Here is a 24921-nt window from a genome sequence, read left to right as displayed (position 1 = left end):
CTGTCTAGCCTTTCATTGCATCAATCTTCAGCGGATGCGCCACGGATTTCGCAGGTGTCAGGCTCCGGTTTCCGCTGTGAGTCGCCGTCGGAGGCGGTCACGGGCCCCTCCTGGTCCTCCTGGTACTTCCCGAGGATCCGCTCGGCGGCGCCCCGGTGCAGCCGGGCCGACGCGGGGTCGCCGAGGTGTTCGAGGGTGTCGGCGACCCGCAGATGCAGCGCGGCCTGCAGCCGCGTGTCCTCGGCCCGCCGCGCCCATTCCACGGCCTCCCGGCAGGTGCGCAGCGACTCCTCGGGCCGGCCCGCGTACTCCTGGACCCGCGCCAACTCGCTCAGCGCCCGCGCCTGGGCGGCCACGTCGCCGTTCTTGCGGTGCCCGACGATGGCCGCACGCCAGTTCCGCAGGGCCTCGCCGTAGCGGCCGGCGAAGGTGTGGGCGGCGGCGATCCGCCCGTAGAGCCGGGCGGCTTCGGCGCGCTCGTCCCGGGCGAGCCGCTCGACCAGGGCCCGGCCGAACCAGTCGGCGGCCCGGTCGAAGTCACCGAGCTCCAGATGCGCGCCGCCTACGGATTCCATTGCGCGGCCGGTCGCATACGGATCGTTCACCTCGCGCCCGGCGTCCAGCGCGGCCCGGTAGCGGGCCAGCGCGTCGGCCGTGCGGCCGGTCCGGGCGTCGAGGTCGCCGAGGTTGAGCAGGGCGGCGGCCCGCTCCCTCGGCAGGTTCCGGCGCTCGGCCACGTCGAGGACCAGGCTGTGGATGTCGTAGAGGTCGGGCGCCGCCGCCTGCGTGCCGACATGCGCCACCATGGCCCGCACCAGCTGGGACATCAGCCGCCGGGCCAGGGTGTCCAGCTGCCCGTCGGCGACCGCGAGCCGGGCCGAGGCCAGCAGGGCGGGCCGGGTCACGCGCAGCCAGTCGGCGGCCTCCCGGGGCGTGGGAAAGCGCAGGGCACGCGGCAGGTCGAGGAGCTTCTGGCGGGCCTGGGGGCTGTCGGTCTCGGTGATCGCCCGGCAGGCCTGGAGCAGTCGTACTGTCCGTTCCAGCATGCGGGCCCGGGCCAGCTGGAGCTCGGCCGGGCGCTCGTGGTGCTCGGCGAGGACGCGGAGCCGGTCGTGCAGACAGCCCGGCACCTCGTACTGCGGCAGCGGTGAGTCCACCGCGTGCAGGAAGCCGAGGGCGACGAAGTCGTCGAGGGTGGTGCGGGCGCTGTCGACCGAGCAGCCGACGAGCGCGGAGGCGGTCTGCGGGTCGACCAGTCCGGCCGGGGCGAGGGCGAGCAGGCGCAGCATCCGGGCGGCGGTGGCGGGCAGGGCGGCGTAGGCGAGGCGGAAGACCCGGTTCAGCGCGGTGCCCTCACCGTCCTCGGCGCGCAGTTGCTTGGCGAGGTCGGAGACGGCCGCGTTGGGGCGGGCGGCGAGCCAGCCGCCCGCCAGCATGAGCGCGGCCGGCTGCCCCTGGCACTCCTCGGCGAGGCCCTCGGCGGCCCGGGGGTCGACGGTGATGCGGACCGAGCCGGTGTGCCGGGACAGCAGCTCCACCCCGGACTTGGCGTCCAGGCCGCCCAGGGTGCAGGGGCGGACGTCCGAGATGCCGGTCAGCGGGCCTTCGGAGACCGCGACGACCAGGCATTCCGGGGTGTCGGGCAGCAGGGCGTCGACCTGCCCGGCGTCGGCCGCGTCGTCCAGCAGGAGCAGCGCCCGGCGGTCGGCCAGGGCGGTGCGCAGGGCCTCGGTGAGATCGTCCTCGCAGGCGCCGGCCGGGGCCTCCTGGTCGAGGGCGGCGAGGAGGTCCCTGGCGGTGCGCCCGACCGGTACGGGGGTGCCGTCGGGTTCGCTCAGGCGGGCGCGCAGCACCCCGTCGGGGTAACGGTCCGCGATCTGCCGGACGAGCTCCTCGGCGAGGGCGGTGCGCCCGGAGCCGGGCCGGCCGGCGATGAGCAGCACGCGCGCGCGTGGCGGTTTGCGGCCGGCGAGGGTGTCGAGTCCGGCGCGCTCGATGTCGGCGCGCAGTTCCTTCAACTCCCGTGTGCGGCCCAGGAATCGGCTCTCCCCGCACGCGTGTCCGGTCAGCCACACGTCGCCTGTCTCCACGACCTGATCCGTCACGGGCCACACTCCCGTCCCACCACACGCACAAGCCCGCCGGGACTCCGGTCCGGGCGTGGACAGAGCCTAGTTCACGCTCTGCAACTCCCCGGCCGGAGCACGACGGGCACGGCGGGCACATCCCCCGATCGGATCAGCCGATCTTCACACCACTGCCGGAGCTGCTCGCCGGCAACCATCGGCGCCCTTGTGCCGCTGCGGAGACAGGGGCCTCCGCGCGAGCGAAGCAGTCAGCCGCGGAGGACGAACGCAGCGGTCGGCTGGGAAGGGCAACGCAGCGGTGCCCCGTCACACCGGGCGGCGCGCAGCCCCCGCCCGCCGCAGGCGCCGGGGGCGGCGGGCGCGGCGGGTCACGCGGGCAGCGTGTCCGGCGGCCGGATCCGCCACCGGACATGGGCCACCGCCCGGTCCGGCCCGCCCCCGGAGGGGTCACGCCTCGAAGGGGCGCGCCGGCCACGGTGCCTGGGCCGGGCGCAGGGCGTCCAGGCCGTCACCCGCGCGCGCGGCGACCAGGGAGAGGACGCCCACGACGAGGCAGTTGTTGTGCAGTTCCCCGGCCAGCACGCCCCGGACGAGGTCCTCGACCGGCACCCGGTCGAGTTCCATGTCGGCCTCTTCCTCCTCGACGGCGAAACGCTCGCCCTCCGCCTCGGACAGGTCGCGGGCGAGGAAGATCCGGACGGCTTCGTCGCAGCCGCCGGGGGTGGTGTAGACGTCGGTCAGCACCCGCCAGTCCTCGGCCTTGACGTGCGCCTCCTCGTACAGCTCGCGCTGCGCGGCGTGCAGCGGGTTCTCGCCGGGGACGTCGAGCAGACCGGCCGGGATCTCCCACAGCTTGTGGCGCACGGGGTGGCGGTACTGGCGCAGGACCAGGACGCGGTCGGCCTCGTCGAGGGCGAGGACGGCCACGGAACCGGGGTGGACCTGGTAGTCGCGGCCGACCACGGTGCCGTCGGGCATGACCACGTCGTCGGTGCGGACGGAGGTCTTGTTGCCCACGAAGGGGGTGTCCGTCGCCCGGATCTCCCATTCCTCCGGGGTGTCCTTGATCGTCATGCCTGTCCTTCCAGGTGCCCGGCGCGACTGCGCGTGCCGGGCCCGACGTGCCGAAAAGAAACCGGGGTGCACACCCTTTGAAGGGATGCACCCCGGCCACCGTACAACTGGTGTGTTACTTCGAAGTCTTCCGCTCGACCGCGGCCTTGACGAGCCCGGCGAACAGCGGGTGCGGGCGCGTCGGGCGCGAGCGCAGCTCCGGGTGTGCCTGGGTGGCGACCAGGTACGGGTGGACGTCGCGCGGGTACTCGACGTACTCGACGAGCTTGCCGTCCGGGGACGTGCCGGAGAACAGGATGCCCGCCCGCTTCTCCAGCTCGGCGCGGTAGGCGTTGTTCACCTCGTAGCGGTGCCGGTGGCGCTCCTCGACGTACTCCTTGCCGTCGTACACCTCACGCACGATCGAGCCCTCGGCCAGCTTCGCCGGGTACATGCCGAGCCGCATGGTGCCGCCCATGTCGCCCTCACCAGCGACGATGTCGAGCTGCTCGGCCATCGTGGAGATGACCGGGTGGGCGGTGGCCGGGTCGAACTCGGTGGAGTTGGCGTCGCCGATGTCGGCCAGGTTGCGCGCGGCCTCGATCACGATGCACTGCAGGCCGAGGCAGAGGCCGAGCAGCGGGATCTTGTTCTCGCGGGCGTACTTGATCGCGCCGACCTTGCCGAGCACACCGCGGTCGCCGAAGCCGCCGGGGATGCAGATGCCGTCGACGTCGCCGAGCTGCGCCGCGGCGCCCGCCGGGGTCTTGCAGTCGTCGGAGGTGACCCACTTGATCTTCACGCGGGCCTTGTTGGCGAAGCCGCCGGCGCGCAGCGCCTCGGTGACCGACAGGTAGGCGTCGGGCAGGTCGATGTACTTGCCGACCAGCGCGAGGGTGATCTCGTGGTCGGGGTTGTGGACCCGGTCGAGCAGGTCGTCCCAGGTCGTCCAGTCGACGTCGCGGAACGGCAGGTCGAGCTTGCGGACGACGTAGGCGTCCAAGCCCTCGCCGTGCACGGTCTTCGGGATGTCGTAGATCGAGCGGGCGTCGGGGCAGGCGACGACGGCGGCCTCGTCGACGTCGCACATCAGCGAGATCTTCCGCTTGATCGCGGTCGGGACCTCACGGTCGCAGCGCAGCACGATCGCGTCCGGCTGGATACCGATGTTGCGCAGGGCCGCAACCGAGTGCTGGGTGGGCTTCGTCTTCAGCTCACCCGAGGGGCCGATGTACGGCAGGAGCGAGATATGCACCACGAACACGTTGTCGCGGCCGACCTCGTGCCGGACCTGGCGGACGGTCTCCAGGAACGGCAGCGACTCGATGTCACCGACCGTGCCGCCGACCTCGGTGATCACGACGTCGACCTCGTCCGTCGCCATGCGGCGGATGCGGTGCTTGATCTCGTTGGTGATGTGCGGGATGACCTGCACCGTGTCGCCGAGGTACTCGCCGCGCCGCTCCTTGGCGATCACGGTCGAGTACACCTGGCCGGTGGTGACGTTCGCGGAACCGTCCAGGTCACGGTCGAGGAAGCGCTCGTAGTGGCCGATGTCCAGGTCGGTCTCGGCGCCGTCGTTGGTGACGAACACCTCACCGTGCTGGAAGGGGTTCATCGTGCCGGGGTCGACGTTGAGGTACGGGTCGAGCTTCTGCATCACGACGCGCAGACCGCGGGCCTTGAGCAGCATGCCGAGGCTGGAGGCCGTCAGGCCCTTGCCGAGCGAGGAGGCGACACCCCCGGTGACGAAGATGTGCTTGGTCGTCGAATTACGAAATGCGGCGGGCGGCATGGCCAAGACGGGGCTCCCGTGGTCGCGGTCTGGGGGTGCGGTACGGCTGCCTGCCGGAGGTTTCCGGGGGGTCGCCGTCGCTGCGGTTCGGGGGTTTTGCTGCCCACCGGTCCACGGGCTACCAGCGTATCAGCGCCGCGGGGCGATGGCTTCCGGCCACGCTCCGCGCACAGGTCGACACGGAGACGGTCCCCCTCACCGGTCTCTCACCCCTTGCTCACTCGTTCGGCGTACTCGCCTTGCCTGGACGGGCACCCGGAACATCGGCGTGCGTCGTATCCTGCTCGGACACTCACTGCCGAGCCCGCCGGCCCAACGGCACCACCCACCGCCCGTAAGTACCGGAACAACGTGAGCTCGTCAGTTCGTTGAGCAACAATTGGCGCTTTGCATCACGGCTGAGTGACCTGTTTTGCTTCATCGCTCAACGACGCATTGCAAGACTTGCTGAAAATCCCCCTTGACCGCACTAGCGACAGCCCCCTTGCGGGGTGACGTGGCCGTTCGACTGGAGTTGCACGTGGCCGGGCGCATCGAAGACTACGCACTCATCGGAGACATGCAGACCGCTGCCCTGGTCTGCCGGGACGGCACGGTGGACTGGCTGTGCCTGCCCCGCTTCGACTCGCACGCCATCTTCGCCGGCCTGCTGGGCACCGAGGAGCACGGCTTCTGGCGGCTCGGGCCCGCGTACGCCTCCGACCAGCAGCCGCCCACCGCGGCCCGGCGCAGCTACCGCGGTGACTCGCTGATCCTGGAGTCCGAGTGGGACACCCAGCGGGGCACGGTCCGGGTGACGGATTTCATGCCGCCACGTGACGGCGCCCCGCAGCTGATCCGGATCGTGGAGGGCGTCTCGGGCCGCGTGCCGATGCGCTCGGCGCTGCGGATGCGGTTCTCCTACGGGCGGGTGGTGCCGTGGGTGCACAAGCACGAGGGGCGCACGGTGGCCGTCGCGGGCCCCGACTCCGTGTGGTTCGACACATCCGCGGAGACGTACGGCAAGTCGCTGACGACGTACGCGGACTTCACGGTCGCGCCGGGTGACCGGATCGCGTTCACGATCTCCTGGGAGCCCTCGCACAAGGAGCCGCCGCCGCTGCCCGAGCCGGAGCAGTCGCTGGAGGCAACGGAGGACTTCTGGCGCGATTGGGTCGACCACTGTACGTACCACGGCCCCTACCGGGAGGCCGTGGTCCGCTCGCTGATCACGCTGAAGGCCCTGACGTACGCCCCGACCGGCGGCATCGTCGCCGCGCCGACCACCTCCCTGCCGGAGGACATCGGCGGTGTCCGCAACTGGGACTACCGCTACACGTGGCTGCGCGACGCGGCGATCACCCTGTCCTCCCTGCTGCGCACCGGCTACCGCGAGGAGGCCCGCGCCTGGCGCGAGTGGCTGCTGCGGGCCGTGGCCGGCGACCCGGAGAACCTCCAGATCATGTACGGCATCGCCGGCGAGCGCGAGCTCGGCGAGGCGGAGCTGGACTGGCTGCCGGGCTTCGAGAACTCCACCCCGGTCCGGGTCGGCAACGGCGCCGCGCACCAGCTCCAGCTGGACGTCTACGGCGAGGTCACCGAGGCCCTGCACCTGGCCCACATGACGGGCCTCGCGCGTAACGACTACGCCTCACTTCTCCAGCTGAAGCTGATCCGCTACCTGGAGGACCACTGGCAGGACCCGGACGAGGGCATCTGGGAGGTGCGCGGCCCGCGCCGCCACTTCGTGCACTCCAAGGTGATGGCCTGGGTCGCCGTCGACCGCACGATCAAGCTGATCGAGTCCGGCGACGCGGACGGCCCGCTGGAGCGGTGGAGGGAACTGCGCGACGACATCCACCGTGACGTGTGCGAGAAGGGTTACGACAAGGAACGCAACACCTTCACGCAGTCGTACGGCTCGAAGGAGCTGGACGCGTCGTTGCTGCTGATCCCGCAGATGGGCTTCCTGCCGCCCGACGACAAGCGGGTCATCGGCACCATCGAGGCGATCCAGCGGGAGCTGTCCACGCCGGACGGCTTCATCCTGCGCTACCCGACGCAGGGCGACAACGAGGGCGTCGACGGCCTGCCCGGCGATGAGGGCGCGTTCCTCGCCTGCTCGTTCTGGATGGCCGACGACCTGGCGATGATCGGCCGCGTGGACGAGGCCCGCAGGCTGTTCGAGAAGCTGCTGTCGCTGCGCAACGACCTCGGTCTGCTGGCGGAGGAGTGGGACCCGCGCCTCCAGCGCCAGGTGGGCAACTTCCCGCAGGCGTTCAGCCACGTGCCGCTGATCGACACGGCACTGCGTCTGACGGCTTCCGGGGCGTACGGCGGCTGAGCGGGCCCGGCCGGCCGTGGCCGCCTAGGCTGGAAGCGGACGATTGCCCCTTTTTCGGAAGGGGGCGGCCATGGCTTCCCTCTCGAAGGCGGGCGCGGCCCTCACCGCGCTGCGCGAGGATCTGACCGGCGACGTGTTCGCCCCGGAGGACCCGGGCTACGACGAGGCCCGGGCCGTCTTCAACGCCATGATCGACCGGCGGCCCGCCGTGCTCGCGCAGTGCGCCGACGAGGACGACGTCGTGCGGGCCGTGCGGTTCGCCAGGGAGCTGGATCTGCCGGTCGCGGTCCGCGGCGGCGGCCACAGCGTGGCGGGCATGGCCGTGGGCGACGGCGGCGTGGTGGTGGATCTGCGCCGGATGCGCGAGGTGACCGTGGATCCGGCGGCGCAGGCCGTCCGGGTCGCGGGCGGGGCCACGATGAGCCACCTGGACCGGGCCACCGAGCCGTACGGACTGGCGACGACCGGCGGCCGTGCCTCCACGACGGGCGTCGGCGGTTTCGTGCTGGGCGGCGGCACCGGCTGGCTCGACCGCTGGTGCGGGCTCGCCGTCGACAACCTGCTCGGTGTCGAACTCGTCACCGCCGACGGCACCCGGCTCCGCGCGAGCGCCGACGAGAACCCCGACCTGTTCTGGGCCCTGCACGGCGGCGGCGGGAACTTCGGCGTCGCCACGGCGATGACGCTGCGGCTGCACGAACTGCCCGAGTTCTCCATCGCGCTGGTGCTGTTCCTGCCCGAGCACGGGCCAGAGGTCGTGCGCACCTTCCGCGAGGTGATCGCGCACGGGCCCGACGAGGCGGGCGGCGGCGTCCTCTACCTCACCGGCCCGCCGGAGGAGTTCGTACCGGAGCGTCTCGTGGGCAGGCTCGTGTGCGGTGTGCTGCTGACGTACGCCGGCGGCGAGGACGACATGCGCAAGGTCGCCCAGCCCCTGCTGGCTCTGCCGCATGAGGCCGAGATCGTCGGCGCGATGCCGTACGCCGACGTCCAGTGCATGATCGACGACCCGCCGGGGATGCGGAACTACTGGTCGGCCGAGTACCTGGCGGGCGCGCCGGACGACTTCGTGGACGTCTTCTGCGCCCGGGCCGATTCCATGCCGGTGCCGACCGGCACCCAGCACGTGTTGTTCCCGCAGGGCGGGGCGATCGCCGACGGCCCGGGCGAGTATCCGGTGCCCTACCGGGACGCGCCGTGGGCGGTGCATCCCTTCGGCATCTGGGAGGACCCGGCGGACGACGAGCGGTGCGTGCGGTGGGTGCGGGACGTGCGCGCCGACGTGCGGCCGTGGAGCACCGGCGCCGTCTACCTGAACTTCATCGGCGACGAGGGCACCGACCGGGTCGTGGCGGGGCTGGGCGCCGAGAACGCCCGGCGGCTGGCGGAGCTGAAGCGGCGTTACGACCCGGACAACGTGTTCCGCTTCAACCACAACATCATGCCGGCCTGAGGGTCGTGAGCGTCCGCTCCCCCGCCGGGTCGCCCGCCGTGGCGGGGACGAGGGCGATCTCGTCGAGGCCCGCCTCGGCGTAGGCGTCCATGCGGGCCCGGACCGTGCCGGCGTCGCCGACGAGGGCGACCGTGTCCGCGGCCTGAGGCGGCAGGGCCCGCAGCAGGAAGTCCGGGTCGGCTCCCTTGGCGGCCAGTTCGACGACCTCGGCGAACCCCGCCTCGACGAACATGTCGCTGTAGCCCGGCACGGCGAGATAGCCGACGACACTGCGCAGGACCTGCGTGAGCGTCTCCGGCTCCGGATCCACGGCGGCGGGCAGCCAGGCGGCCAGCCTCGGCGGCGTACGTCCGGCCCGCTCGGCGGCGACGAGCATCCGGGCCCGCAGCATGCGGACCTGCTCCGGGGAGACGAGGTCGAGCAGCATCCGGTCGGCATGCTCGACGGCCGCCGCGACCGCGCGCTCGCCGAACGCTGCCACGGTGAGCAGGCCTCCGGGCTGCGGCAGCCGGCGCGGGAAGCCGCTGCCGGGCACGATCGGCTCGCCCGGCCGGCTGTCCATCAGCGCGCGCACGGCCGCCGCCGATTCCGCCAGCGCGGCGGCGGGCCGGGTCCGCGGCCGGCCGTGCACGCCCTCGACGACCCGCTTGCTGGACGTGCCCAGGGCCACGCCGACGGGCCGGCCGGTGACGGCGGCGGCGGACGCGGCGCCCCGCACGATGGTGAGCGGGTCGCGCACCGACACCGGCACGGGCCCGGCCGTCAGGGTCGCCTGCCCGGGGGCCGCGCCGATCGCCGTCGCCAGGACGAACGAGTCCCACGTCGGTCCCTCGCCCGCCCACACCTCCCGGTACCCGAGCCGGTCGGCGAGCGCCGCCACCCGCAACGGCTCCTCGACCGGACTGTCGTCCTCCCGCCCCACGGCGACCACGCTGATGTCCATGACCGCGCCCGTACCCGGTCCCCTCCGGCGTAATCCGGGCTCGGTCGTCCCTGAGATGTCCGACACGCACCCGCGCGGGTAGCGTCCGGCTCATGGACAGCGCGACGGACAGCGGCTACGGCACTCAGGGGGCCGGGATCACCGTGCAGCGGGCACTGGAGCTGCCGGGTCTGCGCAGCGGGCTGCCCGAGGTGCTGGCGGGCGCCGACCGGCTGGGGCGGACCGTGCGCTGGGTGCACGCCGGTGAGGTGCCGCACATCGCCTCGCTGCTCAAGGGCGGTGAGCTGCTGCTGACCACGGGCTACGGCCTCGGCACCCGCCCGGCCGAACAGCGGGCGTTCGTGCGCACGCTGGCCGAGCGGGGCATCACCGCCCTGGTCGTGGAGCTCGGCCCGCGCTTCACGCGGCTGCCCGCCGCCCTCGTCGACACGGCCCGTTCGGCCGGGCTGCCGCTCGTCCAGCTGCACCGCGAGGTGCCGTTCGTCACGGTCACGGAGGAGATCCACACCGAGATCGTCAACGGCCACTACGCGCTGCTCCAGCGGGCCGAGGAGGTGCACCGCCGGTGCACACAGGCCCTGCTGGGCGGCGGTGGGGTACCTCAAGTCCTCGGCATCCTGGCCGACTTCGGCGGCAATCCCGTCTTCCTGGAGACGGCGGACGGGCAGTTGCTGTACGCCGCCGGGGCGGGTCCCGAGGGCGCGGACCCGCTCCAGGTGTGGGAGGGGCTGCGCGGCCAGCACAAGGACGAGCCGCCGCTCGCGGGCTCGGTCCTGGTGGACGTGCCGGGCGGCGGGCCCGGCAGCGGGGGCGTCCGCGCGCGGCTCGTGCTGCTGCCCGTACGGGGGTCCCTGGCGCCGGTGCACCGGATGGCGGCGGAGCGGGCCGCGGGCATCCTGGCCGTGGTGCTGATGCAGGCGCGGCAGGAGGAGGAGCTGGCGGCGCGTGGGCGCGGCGACTTCCTCACGGACCTCGCCGAGGGCCGGGTCACGGCGCAGGACGCCCCGGCGCAGGCCCGCGTGCTGGGCTTCCGGCCGGGCGACGGCCCACTGCTGCCGGTCGTCATGCGGCTCGGGGACGCCCTGTCGCCGGGGGGAGGCTGGGCCGTGCTGGCCCGGGCGGTGTCCGAGGAACTGGCCTCGGTGGGCGTGCCGGTGCTGCTCGGTGTGCGGCCGGTGGAGGGCCGGGTGCTGGTGCTGCTGGGGCTGCGCGCGGAGCCGGAGCGGGCGACGGTGGCGGAACGGGTCGCGGCGGCGCTGCGGGCCGGGGCCGGCCGGGCCGGGATGCTGCGGCCGGGCGGGCAGCCGCCGGTGGTGGTCGTGGGGGTGCCGGGCGGCTGGACGGCTGCGGCATCGGGCCTGCGGCACGCCGCCGAGACGGCCACGGCGGCCCAGGGCCTGCCGGACCGGCCGTGGTACGACGCCCGCCGGCTGGACATCGACCTGCTGCTGTGGCGGCTGCGCGACCATCCGGACCTGGCCGCCTTCGTCGACCGGGCCCTCGGTCCGCTCCTGGAGCACGACCGGCGCGCCCGGCCGCCGCTGCTGCCCACCCTGTCGACCTACCTCGCCCACGCGGGACGCAAGGCGGAAACGGCCCGGGAGCTCCACCTCAACCGGCAGACGCTCTACAACCGCCTGGCGCGCATCGGGGAGTTGCTGGGCACGGACCTCGACGACCCGCAGACGGTGCTGGCACTGAGCCTGGCCCTGCGAGCCCGCAGACACGTTCCCTAGCGCCCGGGGTGTCCATGCCAGCGGCCAAGGGTGTCTATGCGAGGGGCCGGGGCTGGGTCAACTCGTCGTACACGCTGAGCACTTGGGCGACCGTCTCGTCCTCGCTCGGCCAGGTCGCCGCCTGCCGCGTGCCCTTGGCCTTCAGCAGCTCCCGGCGCTCGGGGTCGCCGAGCAGGCGTACGACGGTTCCGGCGAGCGCCTCCGCGTCGCCGCGCGGGACGAGTTCGGCCGCGTCGCCGACGAGTTCCGGGATGCCGCCGACGTCGGTCGCGACGAGCGGCACTCGCGCGTGGAGGGCCTCCTGGGCGAGGACGGAGCGTGCCTCCTCCCACCGGCTCGGCAGCAGGGCGAGGTCGGCGGCGGCGAGCAGGTCGGTGATGTCCTCGCGCCGCCCGATGAGGCGGACGGGGAGCCCCTCGCCCTCGATTCGCTCCTGGAGTTCACCGCGCAGCGAGCCCTCGCCCGCGATCACGACCAGGGGCACGGGATCGAGCCGGCGCCAGGCGCGGGCGGCGTCCAGCAGCACGTCGTATCCCCGGTGCCGCTCCAGGGAGCCGACGGCGATCAGCAACGGCCGTCCGATGGCGCCGAGTTCGGCGCGCACCTTGGGCCGCAGCCGGTCGGGGTCTTCGGGCTCCACGGGCCTGCGGGGGCCGGGCAGCGCGACGGCCGCGAGCCGCGCGTCCCGCGCGCCGGTCAGCCGCGCCCGGTCCACGAGGGCCGAGGTCGTCCCCAGCACCACGGTGGCGGCCTTCACGACCCGCCGCTCCAGGACCCGCAGCAGATGGGCGCGGGCCCCGTCGGCATGCGCCCGGTCGTGCCACGTCACGACGAGCGGAGTGCGCACCCGCCGCCCGCTGAGGGCGAGCACGGTACGGAACGAGGCGTGCAGCCCGTGCGCGTGCACCAGATCGGCGTCGGCGCAGGCCGCCCGCAGGGCCGCCACCGACACCGGGTCACTGCTGCGCGGCACATGCACATGGTCGGCCCCGACACCGCTGAAGTCATAGGCGCGGTCCGCCTCATAGGGGGCGCACACCGTGACCTTCACGCCCCGCGCGACGAGCCCCGCGGCCAGGGAGCGCACATGCGCACTGCTGGCCGCATTGCCTCCGCCCAGCACCTGCACGGTGCGCAACGGCGACTGGCCATGCGGTGAGTGGCTGCTCACGGGGGTCACGTGGCCGGGCTCCTGGTTCGGGTCGGGGGTCACCGCGCAGGATTCCCACGCGTACTCCGCCAAGGATGCCAGGACATATGCGGGTTCCGGGAACGCCCGGAGCCCGGCGGCGTGACAGTGGGGCGCGGCATCGGGGAGGCGCGCCGGGCCGGGTCACCCACACGAGTGAAGATCGGCGCATCTCCCGTCAACTACGCGACCGCTCCTCCACTACAGATCCGCTCTTTCACTACTGCTCGGCTCTCTCACTACAGATCCGCCCGAGCCGTCGCCAGCAGCTCCTCCGCGTGCGCGCGTGCCGTCTCCGAATCCTCCTGGCCGGCGAGCATCCGGGACAGCTCCCGGACCCGCTCCTCCCCTTCCAGCACCTTCACACCGGAACGGGTGACCGACCCGTCGTTCGTCTTCTCGACCAGCAACTGCCGGTCCGCGAAGGCGGCGACCTGCGGGAGATGGGTCACGACCACGACCTGCGCGGTCTTCGCCAGACGCGCGAGCCGCCGGCCGATCTCGACCGCCGCCTTGCCGCCGACACCGGCGTCGACCTCGTCGAAGAGGTACGTCGGCACGGGATCCGTCCCCGCGAACACGACCTCCACGGCCAGCATCACGCGGGACAGCTCACCGCCGGACGCCCCCTTGGCGATCGGCCGTGCCGGCGCGCCCGGGTGCGGAGCCAGCAGCAATTCGACCTCGTCGGCACCCGCGGGCCCGTACGCGACCGGACGGCCCCCGACTTCGACACCCTCCGGGTCCTCGGTCTGCCGGATGTCAAAGGACACGCGCGCGTGCGGCATGGCCAGCGAGGCCAGCTCGGCGGTCACGGCAGCCGCGAACCGAGCGGCGGCCTCCGTCCGCGCGTCCGTCAACGCCTGTGCCAGCCCGCCCAGTTCGGCCCGCAGCGCGTCCCGCTCGGCGGTCAGTTCCCCGATCCGCTCGTCGTCGCCGTCGAGTTCGGTCAGCCTGGCGGCACTGCGCTCGGCCCAGGTCAGCACGGCGGCGATGTCCTCGCCGTACTTCCGCGTCAGCCCGGTCAGCGCGGCCCGCCGCTCCTCGACGGCCGCCAGCCGCAGCGGATCGGCGTCCAGGTCGTCGGCGTACCCGGCCAGGTCCCCGGCCGCGTCGCGCAGCAGGATCCCGATCTCCCCGATGCGGTCGGCGAGCGCCGCCAGCGCCGGGTCGTGCGACCGTACGGCGTCCAGGGCCCGCTGCGCGCCCGCGACGAGCGTCCCGGCGTCGACGCCCTCGGGGTCCTCCGGATTGCCCGCGAGCGCGGCGTGCGCGACCGCGGCGGCGGACGCCAGCGCCTCGGCGTGCCCGAGCCGCTCGGCCTCCTCGGCCAGCTCCACGTCCTCACCGGCCCGGGGCTCGACGGCGGCGATCTCGTCGAGCCCGTAGCGCAGCATGTCGGCCTCCTGGGCCCGTTCGCGTGCGCGTGTGGTGATCTCGTCGAGCTCGGCGGAGACGGCCCGCAGCCGCTTGTACGCCTCGCCGTACTTGGCCAGCGGCACCGCGACCGCGTCACCGGCGTACCTGTCGAGCGCCTGCCGCTGCCGGGACAGCTTGAGCAGCCCCTGCTGGTCGGTCTGCCCGTGCACGGCCACCAGCTCGTCGGCGAGCTCGGCGAGCACTCCCACGGGCACGCTGCGCCCGCCCAGGTGCGCCCGCGAGCGCCCCTCGGCGGAAACGGTACGGCTGATCAGCAGCGCCCCGTCGTCGAGCTCGGCCCCGGCCTCCTCGGCGCGTACGGCGGCCGTGGCGTCGTCCGGGACGGTGATCCGCCCCTCGACGACGGCCTTACCGGCCCCGATCCGCACGAGCGCCGGGTCCGCGCGCCCGCCCAGCAGCAATCCGAGGCTGGTGACCACCATGGTCTTGCCCGCACCCGTCTCACCGGTGACCGCGGTGAACCCCGGCGACAGCTCGACAACGGCGTCGTCGATCACACCGAGCGACCGTATCCGCATCTCCTCCAACACGGACACGACCTTACGAGGTCCGAGCCAAGGATTGCGACTGGCCCGGTCCTGTCACCCACGAGAGTGGCACAGACCTTCTTTTCAGGGGCGCGGGGACGGCGCGACCAGCCATAGACGCCCCGCACCCGCCGACGACGAGCAACCACCCCCCACAAACCGCTAGTGAGGAGCCCCCCGCCACCCGGAAACAGGCAGCGCAAACTTGGCCACCAGCCGATCCGTGAACGACGCATGATGCAGCCGAGCCAGCCGCACCGGCACAGCCCCGCGCCGCACCTCCACCCTCGCCCCGGGCGGCAACTCCACCGTCCGCCGCCCGTCACACCACAGAACCCCCGGCGGAATGTGTGGCAGAACCTCCACAGCCAACACAGAATCCGGCGACGTCACCAATGGCTTCGCGAACAACGCATGAGCCGAGATCGGCACCATCAGCAGCGCCTCGACCTCCGGCCACACCACGGGCCCGCCCGCGGAGAACGCGTACGCCGTCGACCCCGTGGGCGTCGCACACACGATCCCGTCACAGCCGAACCCCGTCACCGGCCGCCCGTCGATCTCCAGGACGACCTCCAGCATCCGCTCGGCGGACACCTTCTGCACGGCCGCCTCGTTCAGCGCCCAGTCCGTGTGCACGATGTCCCCGTTGCGGTGCACCACGACGTCGACGGTCATCCGCTCCTCGACCTCGTACGCCTTGCTCACCACCCGGTCGACGACCTTGTCGAGGTCGTCCCGCTCGGCCTCCGCGAGGAATCCGACCCGGCCGAGGTTGACGCCGAGCATCGGCACGCCCGACGCCCGCGCGAACTCCGCACCGCGCAAGAGCGTGCCGTCACCGCCCAGCACGATGAGCAGCTCACACCCGTCGAGGCACTGCGGAGTGGCCTCCTTGACCAGCTCCACCTCCTCCGGCAGCGGCAGGTCGCACGCCTCGGCCTCCAGGACGCGCACTCCAAGACCGGAGCGCAGCAGGCCCTTCACGACGAGCTCGGCACTGCGCACGGCGGCGGGCCGCCCCGTGTGGGCGAGCAGGAAAACAGTACGAGCTCGGTTCTCGGTCAACGCGGCCCCTCCGCCACTGCACGGTCGACATCGGCCGGGTCCAGTTCCGGTGCCCCGGCCCGCAGCCACAGAAAGTATTCGACATTCCCCGACGGCCCGGGCAGCGGACTGGCCGTCACGCCCTTCACCCCGAGCCCCAGCCCCCAGGCCTTCTGGGCCACCCCCGTCACCGCTTCGGCCCGCAGCTGGGGGCTGCGTACGACTCCCCCACTGCCCAGCCGCTCCTTCCCCACCTCGAACTGCGGCTTGACCATCATCACCAGGTCCGCGTCCGGCTTCACGCACCGCACCAGGGCTGGGAGGACCAGCCCGAGCGGGATGAAGGACAGATCCCCCACGACAAGATCCACAGGCTCCCCATCGATCTCTTCAAGTGTCAATTCGCGAACGTTCGTACGGTCCTTGACGGTGACGCGTTCATCGTTCTGAAGAGACCAGGCGAGTTGTCCGTATCCGACGTCCACGGCGACGACATGGGCGGCGCCCGCCCGCAGCAGGACATCGGTGAAACCGCCGGTGGACGCGCCGGCGTCGAGCGCCCTGCGTCCCTCGACGACCAGGCCCTGCGGCAGGAACGCCGTCAGCGCGCCGGCGAGCTTGTGACCGCCGCGGGACACGTAGTCGGGATCGTTGGCGTCGGCCGCGACGACGATCGCGGCTGCGGTCTCCACCTGCGTGGCGGGCTTGGTCGCGACGGTCTTGCCGACGGAGACCCGCCCGGCGGCGATCAGCTGGCCGGCATGCTCACGCGAGCGCGCGAGCTTCCGGCGGACCAGCTCCGCGTCGAGACGGCGGCGTGCGACTCCTGCCACGGTGTGTTCAGCTCCTGTGTTCGTACGGCCGCGGGGGCGCCGGAGGTCCCGGGCGGGCGTCGAGCGCGGTGAGCGCGTCGCGCAGCCCCCGGTGTACATCCTCGTACACCTCGAGGTGTCCGTCCGTGGCGAGGTGGTCGGCGTCGCCGAGCCGGTCCAGGGCCGCGTCCACGCCGGCGTCGCCCGTGGGGGTGCGGGGCACGTTCAGCGGGGCGGGGGAAGCGGGGTCGTACCCGGGATCGGGAGCGGGCTGGTCCTGCGCCACCGCCGGGGTCTCGGGAACTGCGTCGTCCATGCCCCGACGCTACCGCGAACCGCTGCGGTACCGTCGACCGCGATGGCCACGATCGAGGAGTGCCGTAGCGCACTCGACAAGCTCTCCGACAACATGCAGCGCGCCGAAGGGGACGTCCGCGACGCCGCGGCCCTGGACCGTTCGGTGAGCTGCCACATCACGGACCTGGACGTCACCTTCGTCGGCCGTATGCAGGGCGGGCGGATCGTCGTGCGCGACACGGTCCAGGGGCCGCCGCCCGACAAGGCCGAGATCAGACTGGCCATGACCGGTGACGACCTGGTCGCCCTGGTCGACGGCGAGCTGAGCTTCGCCAAGGCCTGGGGCTCGGGCCGGGTGAAGCTGTCCGCCGGCGTGCGGGACCTGCTCCAGCTCAGGAAGCTTCTGTAGCGACCGCGTTGCCGGCCCCGGTCCCCGCCCCGGCCGGCGCCCCGACGCGTGCCTTCCGCGCCGCCGGCACGACCAGCGGTGTGCCCGTCTCCGGGTCGTCGATGACCTGGCAGCGCAGCCCGAAGACCTCCTCCACCAGGCCGGCCGTCACGATGTCCTTCGGCGCGCCCTCGGCGATGACCCGGCCCTCGCGCAGGGCGATGAGGTGGGTGGCGTAGCGGGCGGCGTGGTTCAGGTCGTGCAGCACGGCGACGAGGGTGCGCCCCTGCTCCTCGTGCAGCTGCGCGCACAGGTCCAGGACGTCGATCTGGTGCTGGATGTCCAGGAAGGTCGTCGGCTCGTCGAGCAGCAGCAGCGGCGTCTGCTGGGCGAGTGCCATGGCGATCCACACGCGCTGGCGCTGACCGCCCGACAGTTCGTCGACGTACCGCTCGGCCAGCTCGGCGACGCCGGTCTGCCGCATCGACTCCTGGACGACCCGCTCGTCCTCGGTCGACCACTGGCGCAGGATCCCTTGGTGCGGGTAGCGGCCGCGGCCCACCAGGTCGCCGACGGTGATGCCGTCGGGCGCGATGGACGACTGGGGCAGCAGACCGAGCGTGCGCGCGACCTTCTTCGCGGGCATCGACTGGATGACCTGCCCGTCGAGCAGCACCCGGCCGTCGCTGGGCTTGAGCATCCGCGACAGCGCCCGCAGGAGCGTCGACTTGCCGCACGCGTTCGGGCCGACGATCACGGTGAAGGAGTTGTCGGGTATCTCCACCGACAGTTGCTCGGCGATCACCCGCTGGTCGTAGGCGAGGGTGACGTTCTCGGCGGACAGACGGTTCACGGTGCTCCTTCGGTTCTTGCTCATATCCGGCCCGCCTTGCGCTCGGTGACCAGCAGCCACAGCAGGTACGCACCGCCGAGCACGCCGGTGACCACGCCCACGGGCAACTGCTCGGCGCCGAACGCCCGCTGCGAGAGCCAGTCGGCGACGACCAGCAGGGCGGCGCCCATGCACAGGGAGGCGAGCAGGTTCGGGCCGGGCGCGCGGGTCAGACGCCGGGCCAGCTGCGGCGCGGTGAGCGCGACGAAGCTGACGGGACCGGCGGCGGCGGTCGCGGACGCGGTCAGCAGCACGGCCGCCACCATCAGCAACAGCCGCACGCGCTCGACCCGCACCCCGAGGGCGTACGACACGTCGTCGCCCATCTCCATCATCCGCAGCCCGCGCGCGTTGCACAGGACGAGCGGCACGAGCACGGCACACAGCCCGAGCAGCGGCCAGACCTGGGCCCAGTCACGGCCGTCGAGGGATCCGGTCATCCACACGACCGCGCGGGCCGCGTCCACGATGTCGGACTTGGTGAGCAGGTAGCCGTTGACCGCCGTGACGATCGCGGAGACGCCGATGCCGACCAGCACCAGCCGGTATCCGTGCACGCCCCGCTTCCAGGCGAGCACGTAGATGGCCAGGCCGGTCACCAGGCCGCCCACCAGCGCGCCGGCCGCGACCTGGTTCGCGCTCCCGGAGAACAGCACGATCACGGTGAGCGCGCCGGCCGTCGCCCCCTGTCCGAGGCCCAGCACGTCCGGACTGCCCAGCGGATTGCGGGAGATGGACTGGAACAGCGCGCCGCCGAGCCCGAGCGAGGCGCCGACCAGCAGCCCGACCAGGACCCGCGGCAGCCGCAGTTCGTTGACGATGAACTCCTGGCCCGCGTTGCCCTCGCCGAACAGCGTCCGCAGCACGTCGGCGGCCGGGATCGGGAAGTCGCCGGTGCCGATGAGCACGACACTCGCCGTGAGCGCCGCGACCAGCAGCAGGAGCACGACGGTCAAGGCCCGCACGTCCAGGCGCACGGAGAGCCCACCCGGGGTCCGCACGGCACGGTTGGTGGTCTTCACAGCTGCGCCGTCCTCCGCCGTCGTACGAGATAGATGAACACCGGACCGCCGAGGATCGCGGTGACGATACCCACCTGGAGTTCCGCGGGCCGGGCCACCATCCGGCCGATGACGTCGGCGCCGAGCAGCAGCACGGGCGACAGGATCGCCGCGTACGGCAGGATCCAGCGCAGGTCGGGCCCGGTGAAGGAACGCACGACGTGCGGCACCATCAGCCCGACGAACATGATCGGCCCGCAGGCCGCGGTCGCCGCCCCGCACAGTACGGTCGCGGCCAGCATGGACAGCGCCCGTGTCCGGTTCAGGTTGGCGCCGAGCGCCTTGGCCGTGTCGTCGCCCATGGCCATGGCGTTGAGCGGCCGGGACAACGCCAGCGCCAGGACCACACCGGCCAGCAGGAACGGCAGGACCTGCCGGATGATCGACTCGCTCGCCGAGGACAGCGAACCGACCGTCCAGAACCGCATCTTGCCGAGCGCCGCGTCGTCCATGATCATCACGGCCTGGAGGTAGCCGTAGAGCGCGGCACTGATCGCCGTACCGGCGAGCGCGAGCCGCACCGGCGTCGCGCCCCGGCTGCCGCCGAGGAACCACACCAGCGCGCCGACCGCGGCCGCGCCGAAGAACGCGAACCAGACGTAGCCGCTGAGCGAGGTGACCCCGAGGTACGTGACGGCCGTGACGACCGCGGCCGACGCGCCCGCGTTGATGCCGAGCAGCCCGGGATCGGCCAGCGGGTTGCGCGTGAGCGCCTGGAGAACCGCCCCGGCCAGGCCGAGGGCGGCGCCGGCGAGCAGCCCGAGCAGCGTCCGCGACAGCCGCTCCCCGACGACGACGTCGCCGTACGTCCCCGAGTCCTCGAACAGGCCGTGCCAGACCTGCCCGAGGGACAGTTCTTTCGCTCCGATCGCGAGGCTCGCCAGCGCGACGAGCACCAGGATCGCGACGGCCAGGAGGAGCCCGAAGGCCCGTATCGCCCGTCGGGTCGGGGGCGCGGGGGCGGTCTCCGCGCGCGGTTCGGGGGGACTGTCGACCAACACGCAGGTTAGGTTAGCCTACCCTGCCATCCGATCTCGATCCGGAGCCCGGCCGCCGCCACGGACGCCCGCCCGGAGCGTGCCCGCGCACCGCGGATCCAACCCGTACTCGGAACCACGGATCCAACGGGCGCTCAAAGGCCCAGCCTCGCCAGCGACTTCCCCCCGTCCAGCTCACACACGCCGTCACCGGCGACCGTCCACGCCGCGGCGCACAACGCGCGCAACCCGTCCAGCGCCTCGCCGTCCCCGTCGAGCTCCAGCCGGTCCGCACCGGCCGTCGCCGTCCAGCCACCGCACCGGAACCCGCCGTCCCCCGCCTCCACGACAACCGGCTGGCCGCTGAGCATCCCGCGCAGATCGGCGTCCACATACGTCGGCCGATGCTGCGGCGGCGCGGCCAGCAGCTGCGCGCCGTCCGTCACCCCGGTCAGCACGAGCAGCGAGTCGACCTCCCCGTTGAACGCGCCCTCGATGTCCGTGTCCAGCCGGTCCCCCACCACCAGCGGCCGCTCGGCACCCGTCCGCAGGATGGTCTCCCGGTGCATCGGCGGCAGCGGCTTGCCCGCGACCTGCGGCTCGGCACCCGTGGCGATCCGCACGACCTCCACCGCCGCGCCGTTGCCCGGCGCGATGCCGCGCCCGCTCGGAATCGTCAGGTCCGTGTTCGAGGCGAACCAGGGCACACCGCGCGCGACCGCGTAACTGGCCTCCGCGAAGCGGCCCCACGGCAGCTCGGGACCGCCGTAGCCCTGCACCACAGCCGCCGGATCGTCGTCCGCCGACTCCACCGGCACGAGCCCGCGCTCGCGCAGCGCCACCCGCAGCCCGTCACCGCCGACCACCAGCACGCGGGCGCCCTGCGGCACCTGCTCGCTGATCAGCCGGGCGACCGCCTGCGCCGAGGTGATGACATCGTCCGGGCCCGTCGGTATGCCCAGCTCGGTCAGATGCTCCGCCACCGTGTCCGGCGTCCGCAGCGCGTTGTTGGTGACGTACGCCAGGCGCATCCCGCCCGCCCGGGCCGTGGCCAGCGACTCGACGGCGAACGCGATCGCGCTCCCGCCCGCGTACACGACACCGTCCAGGTCGAGCAGCGCCGTGTCGTACGCCTCGCTCAGGGCCTGCCCACTGCCCTCGGGCCTCGTCCTGACGCTCCGGCTCATCCCGCATCGCTCCTCGTTCGACGGCTTTCCCCCGATCATCCCCCATGCCACTGACACCCGTACGATGCCGGGATGAACACAGCAGGTCACTCGGAAGCAACGGAGCGCCGAGGCCTGGAACTCACCCCGTTCCGAGGCCTTCGCTACGACCCCGACCGGGTCGGCAGCCTGGCCGCAGTGACGTCCCCGCCGTACGACGTCGTCGTCCGCCCCGACGGAGTTCTCCATCTCGAGTCCGCCGACCCGTACAACATCGTCCGCCTGATCCTCCCCCAGGCCGACACTCCCGGCGCCCGCAACGACCAGGCCGCGCAGACCCTGCGCCGCTGGCTGTCCGAGGGCGTCCTGACCACCGACCCGGAACCCTGCCTCTACATCTACGAGCAGCGGGACGGCAGCGGCATGCTGCAACGCGGCGTCATCGGCGCCCTGCGCGTGACGGATCCGACCGAGCAGGTGGTGCTGCCGCACGAGGACGTCATGCCGCACATCGTCGCCGACCGGGCGGCCCTGATGCGGGCCACCTCCGCGAACCTCGAACCCCTCCTGCTGACCTACCGCGGCGACGACTCGACGACCGCCACGGCGGACCTGATCGAGCGGACCGCCGAGCAGCCACCGCTCCTCGCGACCACCACGGAGGACGGCTTCAGCCACCGCCTGTGGTCGGTCACCGCCCCCGCCGACCTGACGACGATCCAGAACGACCTGGCCCGTCACCAGGCCCTCATCGCCGACGGCCACCACCGCTGGGCGACCTACCGCCGCCTGCGCACGGAGCACCCGTCCCCCAGCCCGTGGGACCACGGCCTGGTCCTCCTCGTCGACACGGCCCGCTACCCTCTCCGCGTCCGCGCCATCCACCGCCTCCTGCACGACCTGCCGGTCGTCGAGGCCGTGGCCGCCCTGCACGGCCATCTCCGCGTACGCCGCCTCGACGTCCCGCTCCCGGAGGCCCTGGAGGCACTGGCGGACGCGGCCTGCGCGAGCAACGCGTTCCTGCTGGCCGGCGACGGTGCCTTCCACCTCGTCGACCGCCCCGACCCGGATCTCCTGGCCCGTACGATCCCCGCCGACCGCCCCACCGCCTGGCGCACCCTCGACGCGACGGTCCTGCACGCCACACTCCTCGACCACGTCTGGCGCATCCCCGAGGACTCCCCCGCGCACATCACCTACATCCACGACACGGCCGCCACGGTCGCGAAGGCGGAACGCGACGGCGGTACGGCCGTCCTGATGCACCCGGTCCGCGAAGAGGTCGTCCGCGACCTGGCCCGGCAGGGCGTCACCATGCCACGCAAGTCGACCTCGTTCGGCCCGAAGCCGGCCTCGGGCCTGGTCCTGCGCGCGCTGGACCTCTGACGTCAGACCCACAGAAGGCGAAAGGGGCGGATCCCGAACGGGATCCGCCCCTTCTGCGCGAGGTCAGTCCTTCTTCTCCTCGCCGACGTCGCCGCCCTCACCCTCGCCGACGGTCTCGTCCTCGCCCTCGTCCTCGGCCAGGGCGTCCATGAACTCCACCCCGTCCAGCTCGGCGAGCCGGTCCGAGGCGTCGGTGCTGCCGTCCCGGTCGGCCTCCACGGCCTTCGCGAACCACTCCCGCGCCTCGGGCTCCCGCCCGGCCGCCAGCAGCGCGTCGGCGTAGGCGTACCGCAGCCGCGCGGTCCACGGCTGCACGGAGTTGGAGGCCAGCTCCGGGCTCTGCAGCGTCACGATGGCCGCGTCCAGCTGCCCCATGTCCCGCCGCGCACCGGCCGCGACGAGTCGCATCTCGACCTGCCCCGCCTTGTCGAGCTTGTGCACCTCGGGTGCCCCGGCCATGTCCAGCGCCTTCTCCGGCCGCCCGAGCCCGCGCTCGCAGTCGGCCATGACAGGCCACAGGTCGATGTTCCCGGTCATCCGCTTGGCGGCACGGAACTCGGCCAGCGCCTCGCCGTACTTCTGGGTGGCATACGCGGCGAACCCGGCGGCCTCCCGCACGGCGGCGACCCGCGACGCCAGCCGCAACGCCACCCTGGAGTAGCCGTACGCGCCCTCGGGGTCCTCGTCGAGGAGCCGCGCGACCATCACCAGGTTCTTCGCGACATCTTCCGCGAGAGTCTTCGGCAGGCTCTGGAGCTCCTGCCGAACGTCCTTGTCGATCTCTTCGCCCGTGACGTCCTCGGGGATCGGCAGCCGCTTGATCGGCTCCCTGTCGCGCTCCCGCTCCTCACGGAACCGGCCGCCACCGCGCCGATCGTCACGGCGGTCGTCACGGCCCCGGAAGCCCCCGGGCCGCCCACCACGATCGTCGCGCCGCGGGCCACGGCCACGGTCGTCACGCCCGCGGTCGTCCCGTCCACGGAAACCGCCGCGGTCGCCACGGGTGTCGCGGCTGTCGTCCCGACGGACCTCGCCACGCTCGCTTCGAGGTGCGTCGTCCCGACGGAATCCGCCACGCCCGCCCCGAGGTGCGTCGTCGCGCCGGAAACCGCCACGCTCACCGCGGTCGTCCCCGCGCCGGTCGTCACGACGATCGTCGCGCCGGTCGTCACGGCCGCGGAAACCACCGCGGTCGTCACGTCGGAAACCACGGTCGCGGTCATCACCGCGAGGCCCACGATCCCGGTCGTCACGCCGGAAACCGCGGTCGCGGTCACGGTCGTCCCCACGGAAGCCTCGGTCGCGGTCGTCACGCCGGAAACCACGGTCGCGGTCGTCGCCACGGGGCCCGCGATCCCGGTCGCCCCCACGGAAGTTACGGTCCCGGTTGTCGCGGCGCTCGGGGGCACGGTCGTCACGCCGGGGGAACCCTCCGCGGTCGCCCTCGCGCCTGTCGTCCCGACGGTCATCGCGCCGGAAACCACCGCGCTGCCCGCGGTCATCGCCCCGTCGGTCATCACGCCGGCTGTCGTCACGGCGGCCGTAGCCACCGCCACGGTTGTCGTCGCGGCGGTTGTCGTCCCGGCGGAATCCGCCACGGTCCCGGTCGTCCCGACGCTCTGAGCGGTCGTCCCGCCGGAAGGAGGGACGGTCACCACGGTCGTCCCGCCGGAACCCGCCACGGTCACCCCGGTCACGGTCGTCCCTGCGCGGCCCTCGGTCACGGTCATCACGCCGGCCGTAACCGCCACCACGGTTGTCGTCCCGCCGGAAGCCACCACGCTCACCACGGTCGCTCCGCTCACCGCGGTCGTTTCGGTCGCTGCGGTCGCTTCGCTCGCTGCGGCGGAATCCGCCACGGTCCCCACGGTCCCCCTCCCGTCGCTGCTGGTCGCGCTCCGGTCGGTCGTCGGGAGAGTTGGTGGACATGGTGACTCCTGTCTTCGGTACCGCAAGTCATTCTCGCGCAGCCGGGTGCCCAGCGCGCAGTGCAAAAACAAAAAGGACCCCTGGTCCCAGCTGAACGCTGGTGACCAGGGGTCCTTCCAAAGATTGTTCGGCGGCGTCCTACTCTCCCACAGGGTCCCCCCTGCAGTACCATCGGCGCTGTAAGGCTTAGCTTCCGGGTTCGAAATGTAACCGGGCGTTTCCCCTACGCTATAACCACCGAAACCCTAATGGTTTCGAGCGAACAAGCACACTCTTCAATTGTGTGTTCTACTCAAAGCCGACAACTGTTCGTTGTCTCAGAACTAACACAGTGGACGCGAGCAACTGAGGACAAGCCCTCGGCCTATTAGTACCGGTCAACTCCACACGTTACCGTGCTTCCATATCCGGCCTATCAAC

Annotated in this window: 19 protein-coding genes, 2 rRNA genes and 1 pseudogene; 5 read left to right on the top strand and 17 right to left on the bottom strand. The window is 72.6% G+C overall.

Annotated elements, in window-relative coordinates; all coding sequences use genetic code 11:
- Positions 1–20: 20 nt before the first annotated feature.
- The 3 genes from ABZ192_RS25100 to ABZ192_RS25090 form a co-directional block, all read right to left on the bottom strand.
- The gene (locus ABZ192_RS25100; RefSeq protein ID WP_356926695.1) at positions 21–2105 is read right to left on the bottom strand and encodes a tetratricopeptide repeat protein; all 2085 of its coding nucleotides are present in this window, start codon (positions 2103–2105) and stop codon (positions 21–23) included.
- A gap of 429 nt (positions 2106–2534) precedes the next feature.
- On the bottom strand, positions 2535–3161 hold the full coding sequence (locus ABZ192_RS25095) for an NUDIX hydrolase (protein WP_356926694.1): 627 nt from the start codon (positions 3159–3161) through the stop codon (positions 2535–2537).
- A 115-nt stretch (positions 3162–3276) separates the two neighbouring features.
- Positions 3277–4935 carry a CTP synthase gene (locus ABZ192_RS25090; RefSeq protein ID WP_356926788.1) on the bottom strand — a complete coding sequence of 553 codons (1659 nt, stop codon included), beginning with the start codon at positions 4933–4935 and terminating at the stop codon, positions 3277–3279.
- 520 nt (positions 4936–5455) lie between these two features.
- Here ABZ192_RS25090 and ABZ192_RS25085 point away from each other — a divergent pair.
- Together ABZ192_RS25085 and ABZ192_RS25080 are read left to right on the top strand one after the other, a co-directional pair.
- On the top strand, positions 5456–7258 hold the full coding sequence (locus ABZ192_RS25085; protein ID WP_356926693.1) for a glycoside hydrolase family 15 protein: 1803 nt from the start codon (positions 5456–5458) through the stop codon (positions 7256–7258).
- 70 nt (positions 7259–7328) lie between these two features.
- The gene (locus ABZ192_RS25080) at positions 7329–8711 is read left to right on the top strand and encodes an FAD-binding oxidoreductase (protein WP_356926692.1); all 1383 of its coding nucleotides are present in this window, start codon (positions 7329–7331) and stop codon (positions 8709–8711) included.
- On the opposite strand, the gene ABZ192_RS25075 is transcribed toward ABZ192_RS25080, so the two are convergent.
- Complete coding sequence (locus tag ABZ192_RS25075; protein WP_356926691.1) at positions 8698–9654, bottom strand: LLM class F420-dependent oxidoreductase; 957 nt, start codon at positions 9652–9654, stop codon at positions 8698–8700. The genes ABZ192_RS25080 and ABZ192_RS25075 overlap by 14 nt on opposite strands.
- Before the next feature lie 92 nt (positions 9655–9746).
- Here ABZ192_RS25075 and ABZ192_RS25070 point away from each other — a divergent pair, with 92 nt between their 5' ends.
- Complete coding sequence (locus ABZ192_RS25070) at positions 9747–11390, top strand: PucR family transcriptional regulator (RefSeq protein WP_356926690.1); 1644 nt, start codon at positions 9747–9749, stop codon at positions 11388–11390.
- Positions 11391–11424: 34 nt separating this feature from the next.
- Here the strand turns inward: ABZ192_RS25070 and ABZ192_RS25065 are convergent, their stop codons facing one another.
- The 5 genes from ABZ192_RS25065 to ABZ192_RS25045 all read right to left on the bottom strand — a co-directional run bounded on the left by ABZ192_RS25065 (position 11425) and on the right by ABZ192_RS25045 (position 16721).
- The gene (locus ABZ192_RS25065; RefSeq protein ID WP_356926689.1) at positions 11425–12570 is read right to left on the bottom strand and encodes a glycosyltransferase family 4 protein; all 1146 of its coding nucleotides are present in this window, start codon (positions 12568–12570) and stop codon (positions 11425–11427) included.
- 248 nt (positions 12571–12818) lie between these two features.
- A complete protein-coding gene (gene recN, locus ABZ192_RS25060; protein ID WP_356926787.1) occupies positions 12819–14537 on the bottom strand; it encodes a DNA repair protein RecN in 1719 nt (572 codons plus the stop codon).
- A gap of 171 nt (positions 14538–14708) precedes the next feature.
- Positions 14709–15614, bottom strand: a complete 906-nt coding sequence (locus ABZ192_RS25055) for an NAD kinase (protein WP_356926688.1) — start codon at positions 15612–15614, stop codon at positions 14709–14711.
- Positions 15611–16426 carry a TlyA family RNA methyltransferase gene (locus tag ABZ192_RS25050; protein ID WP_356926687.1) on the bottom strand — a complete coding sequence of 272 codons (816 nt, stop codon included), beginning with the start codon at positions 16424–16426 and terminating at the stop codon, positions 15611–15613. Before ABZ192_RS25050 ends, ABZ192_RS25055 begins: the two co-directional genes overlap by 4 nt.
- 7 nt (positions 16427–16433) lie before the next feature.
- Positions 16434–16721: a hypothetical protein gene (locus ABZ192_RS25045; RefSeq protein ID WP_356926686.1), complete on the bottom strand. Its 288-nt coding sequence runs from the start codon at positions 16719–16721 to the stop codon at positions 16434–16436.
- Positions 16722–16763: 42 nt separating this feature from the next.
- On the opposite strand from ABZ192_RS25045, the gene ABZ192_RS25040 reads away from it, so the two are divergent.
- Positions 16764–17111, top strand: a complete 348-nt coding sequence (locus ABZ192_RS25040; RefSeq protein WP_356926685.1) for an SCP2 sterol-binding domain-containing protein — start codon at positions 16764–16766, stop codon at positions 17109–17111.
- Here ABZ192_RS25040 and ABZ192_RS25035 read toward each other — a convergent pair.
- The 4 genes from ABZ192_RS25035 to ABZ192_RS25020 form a co-directional block, all read right to left on the bottom strand.
- Positions 17095–17967, bottom strand: a complete 873-nt coding sequence (locus ABZ192_RS25035) for an ABC transporter ATP-binding protein (RefSeq protein WP_356926684.1) — start codon at positions 17965–17967, stop codon at positions 17095–17097. The genes ABZ192_RS25040 and ABZ192_RS25035 overlap by 17 nt on opposite strands.
- Positions 17964–19004 (bottom strand): iron chelate uptake ABC transporter family permease subunit, encoded by a 1041-nt coding sequence (locus ABZ192_RS25030; protein ID WP_356926683.1) that lies wholly within the window; start codon positions 19002–19004, stop codon positions 17964–17966. Before ABZ192_RS25030 ends, ABZ192_RS25035 begins: the two co-directional genes overlap by 4 nt.
- Positions 19001–20044, bottom strand: a complete 1044-nt coding sequence (locus tag ABZ192_RS25025) for an iron chelate uptake ABC transporter family permease subunit (RefSeq protein WP_356926682.1) — start codon at positions 20042–20044, stop codon at positions 19001–19003. The genes ABZ192_RS25030 and ABZ192_RS25025 overlap by 4 nt, the downstream gene beginning before the upstream one ends.
- 131 nt (positions 20045–20175) lie before the next feature.
- Positions 20176–21207 carry an HAD hydrolase-like protein gene (locus ABZ192_RS25020; protein ID WP_356926681.1) on the bottom strand — a complete coding sequence of 344 codons (1032 nt, stop codon included), beginning with the start codon at positions 21205–21207 and terminating at the stop codon, positions 20176–20178.
- A 72-nt stretch (positions 21208–21279) separates the two neighbouring features.
- Here ABZ192_RS25020 and ABZ192_RS25015 point away from each other — a divergent pair, with 72 nt between their 5' ends.
- Positions 21280–22572: a DUF1015 domain-containing protein gene (locus ABZ192_RS25015; protein ID WP_356926680.1), complete on the top strand. Its 1293-nt coding sequence runs from the start codon at positions 21280–21282 to the stop codon at positions 22570–22572.
- Positions 22573–22635: 63 nt separating this feature from the next.
- Here the strand turns inward: ABZ192_RS25015 and ABZ192_RS25010 are convergent, their stop codons facing one another.
- The 4 genes and pseudogenes from ABZ192_RS25010 to ABZ192_RS24995 form a co-directional block, all read right to left on the bottom strand.
- Complete coding sequence (locus tag ABZ192_RS25010) at positions 22636–23385, bottom strand: hypothetical protein (RefSeq protein ID WP_356926786.1); 750 nt, start codon at positions 23383–23385, stop codon at positions 22636–22638.
- A 264-nt stretch (positions 23386–23649) separates the two neighbouring features.
- Positions 23650–24501: pseudogene (locus ABZ192_RS25005) on the bottom strand (hypothetical protein); the annotation flags it as partial.
- Positions 24502–24626: 125 nt separating this feature from the next.
- Positions 24627–24743 (bottom strand): 5S ribosomal RNA (gene rrf / locus ABZ192_RS25000).
- 105 nt (positions 24744–24848) lie between these two features.
- A 23S ribosomal RNA gene (locus tag ABZ192_RS24995) occupies positions 24849–24921 on the bottom strand; the annotation flags it as partial.

It is taken from the genome of Streptomyces sp. NPDC006235 (assembly GCF_040613735.1).
In the GTDB taxonomy this organism is placed as follows: Bacteria; Actinomycetota; Actinomycetes; order Streptomycetales; family Streptomycetaceae; genus Streptomyces.
Note: the sequence above shows the minus strand (reverse complement) of the source record. Positions and strands in the feature narration are given on the sequence as shown.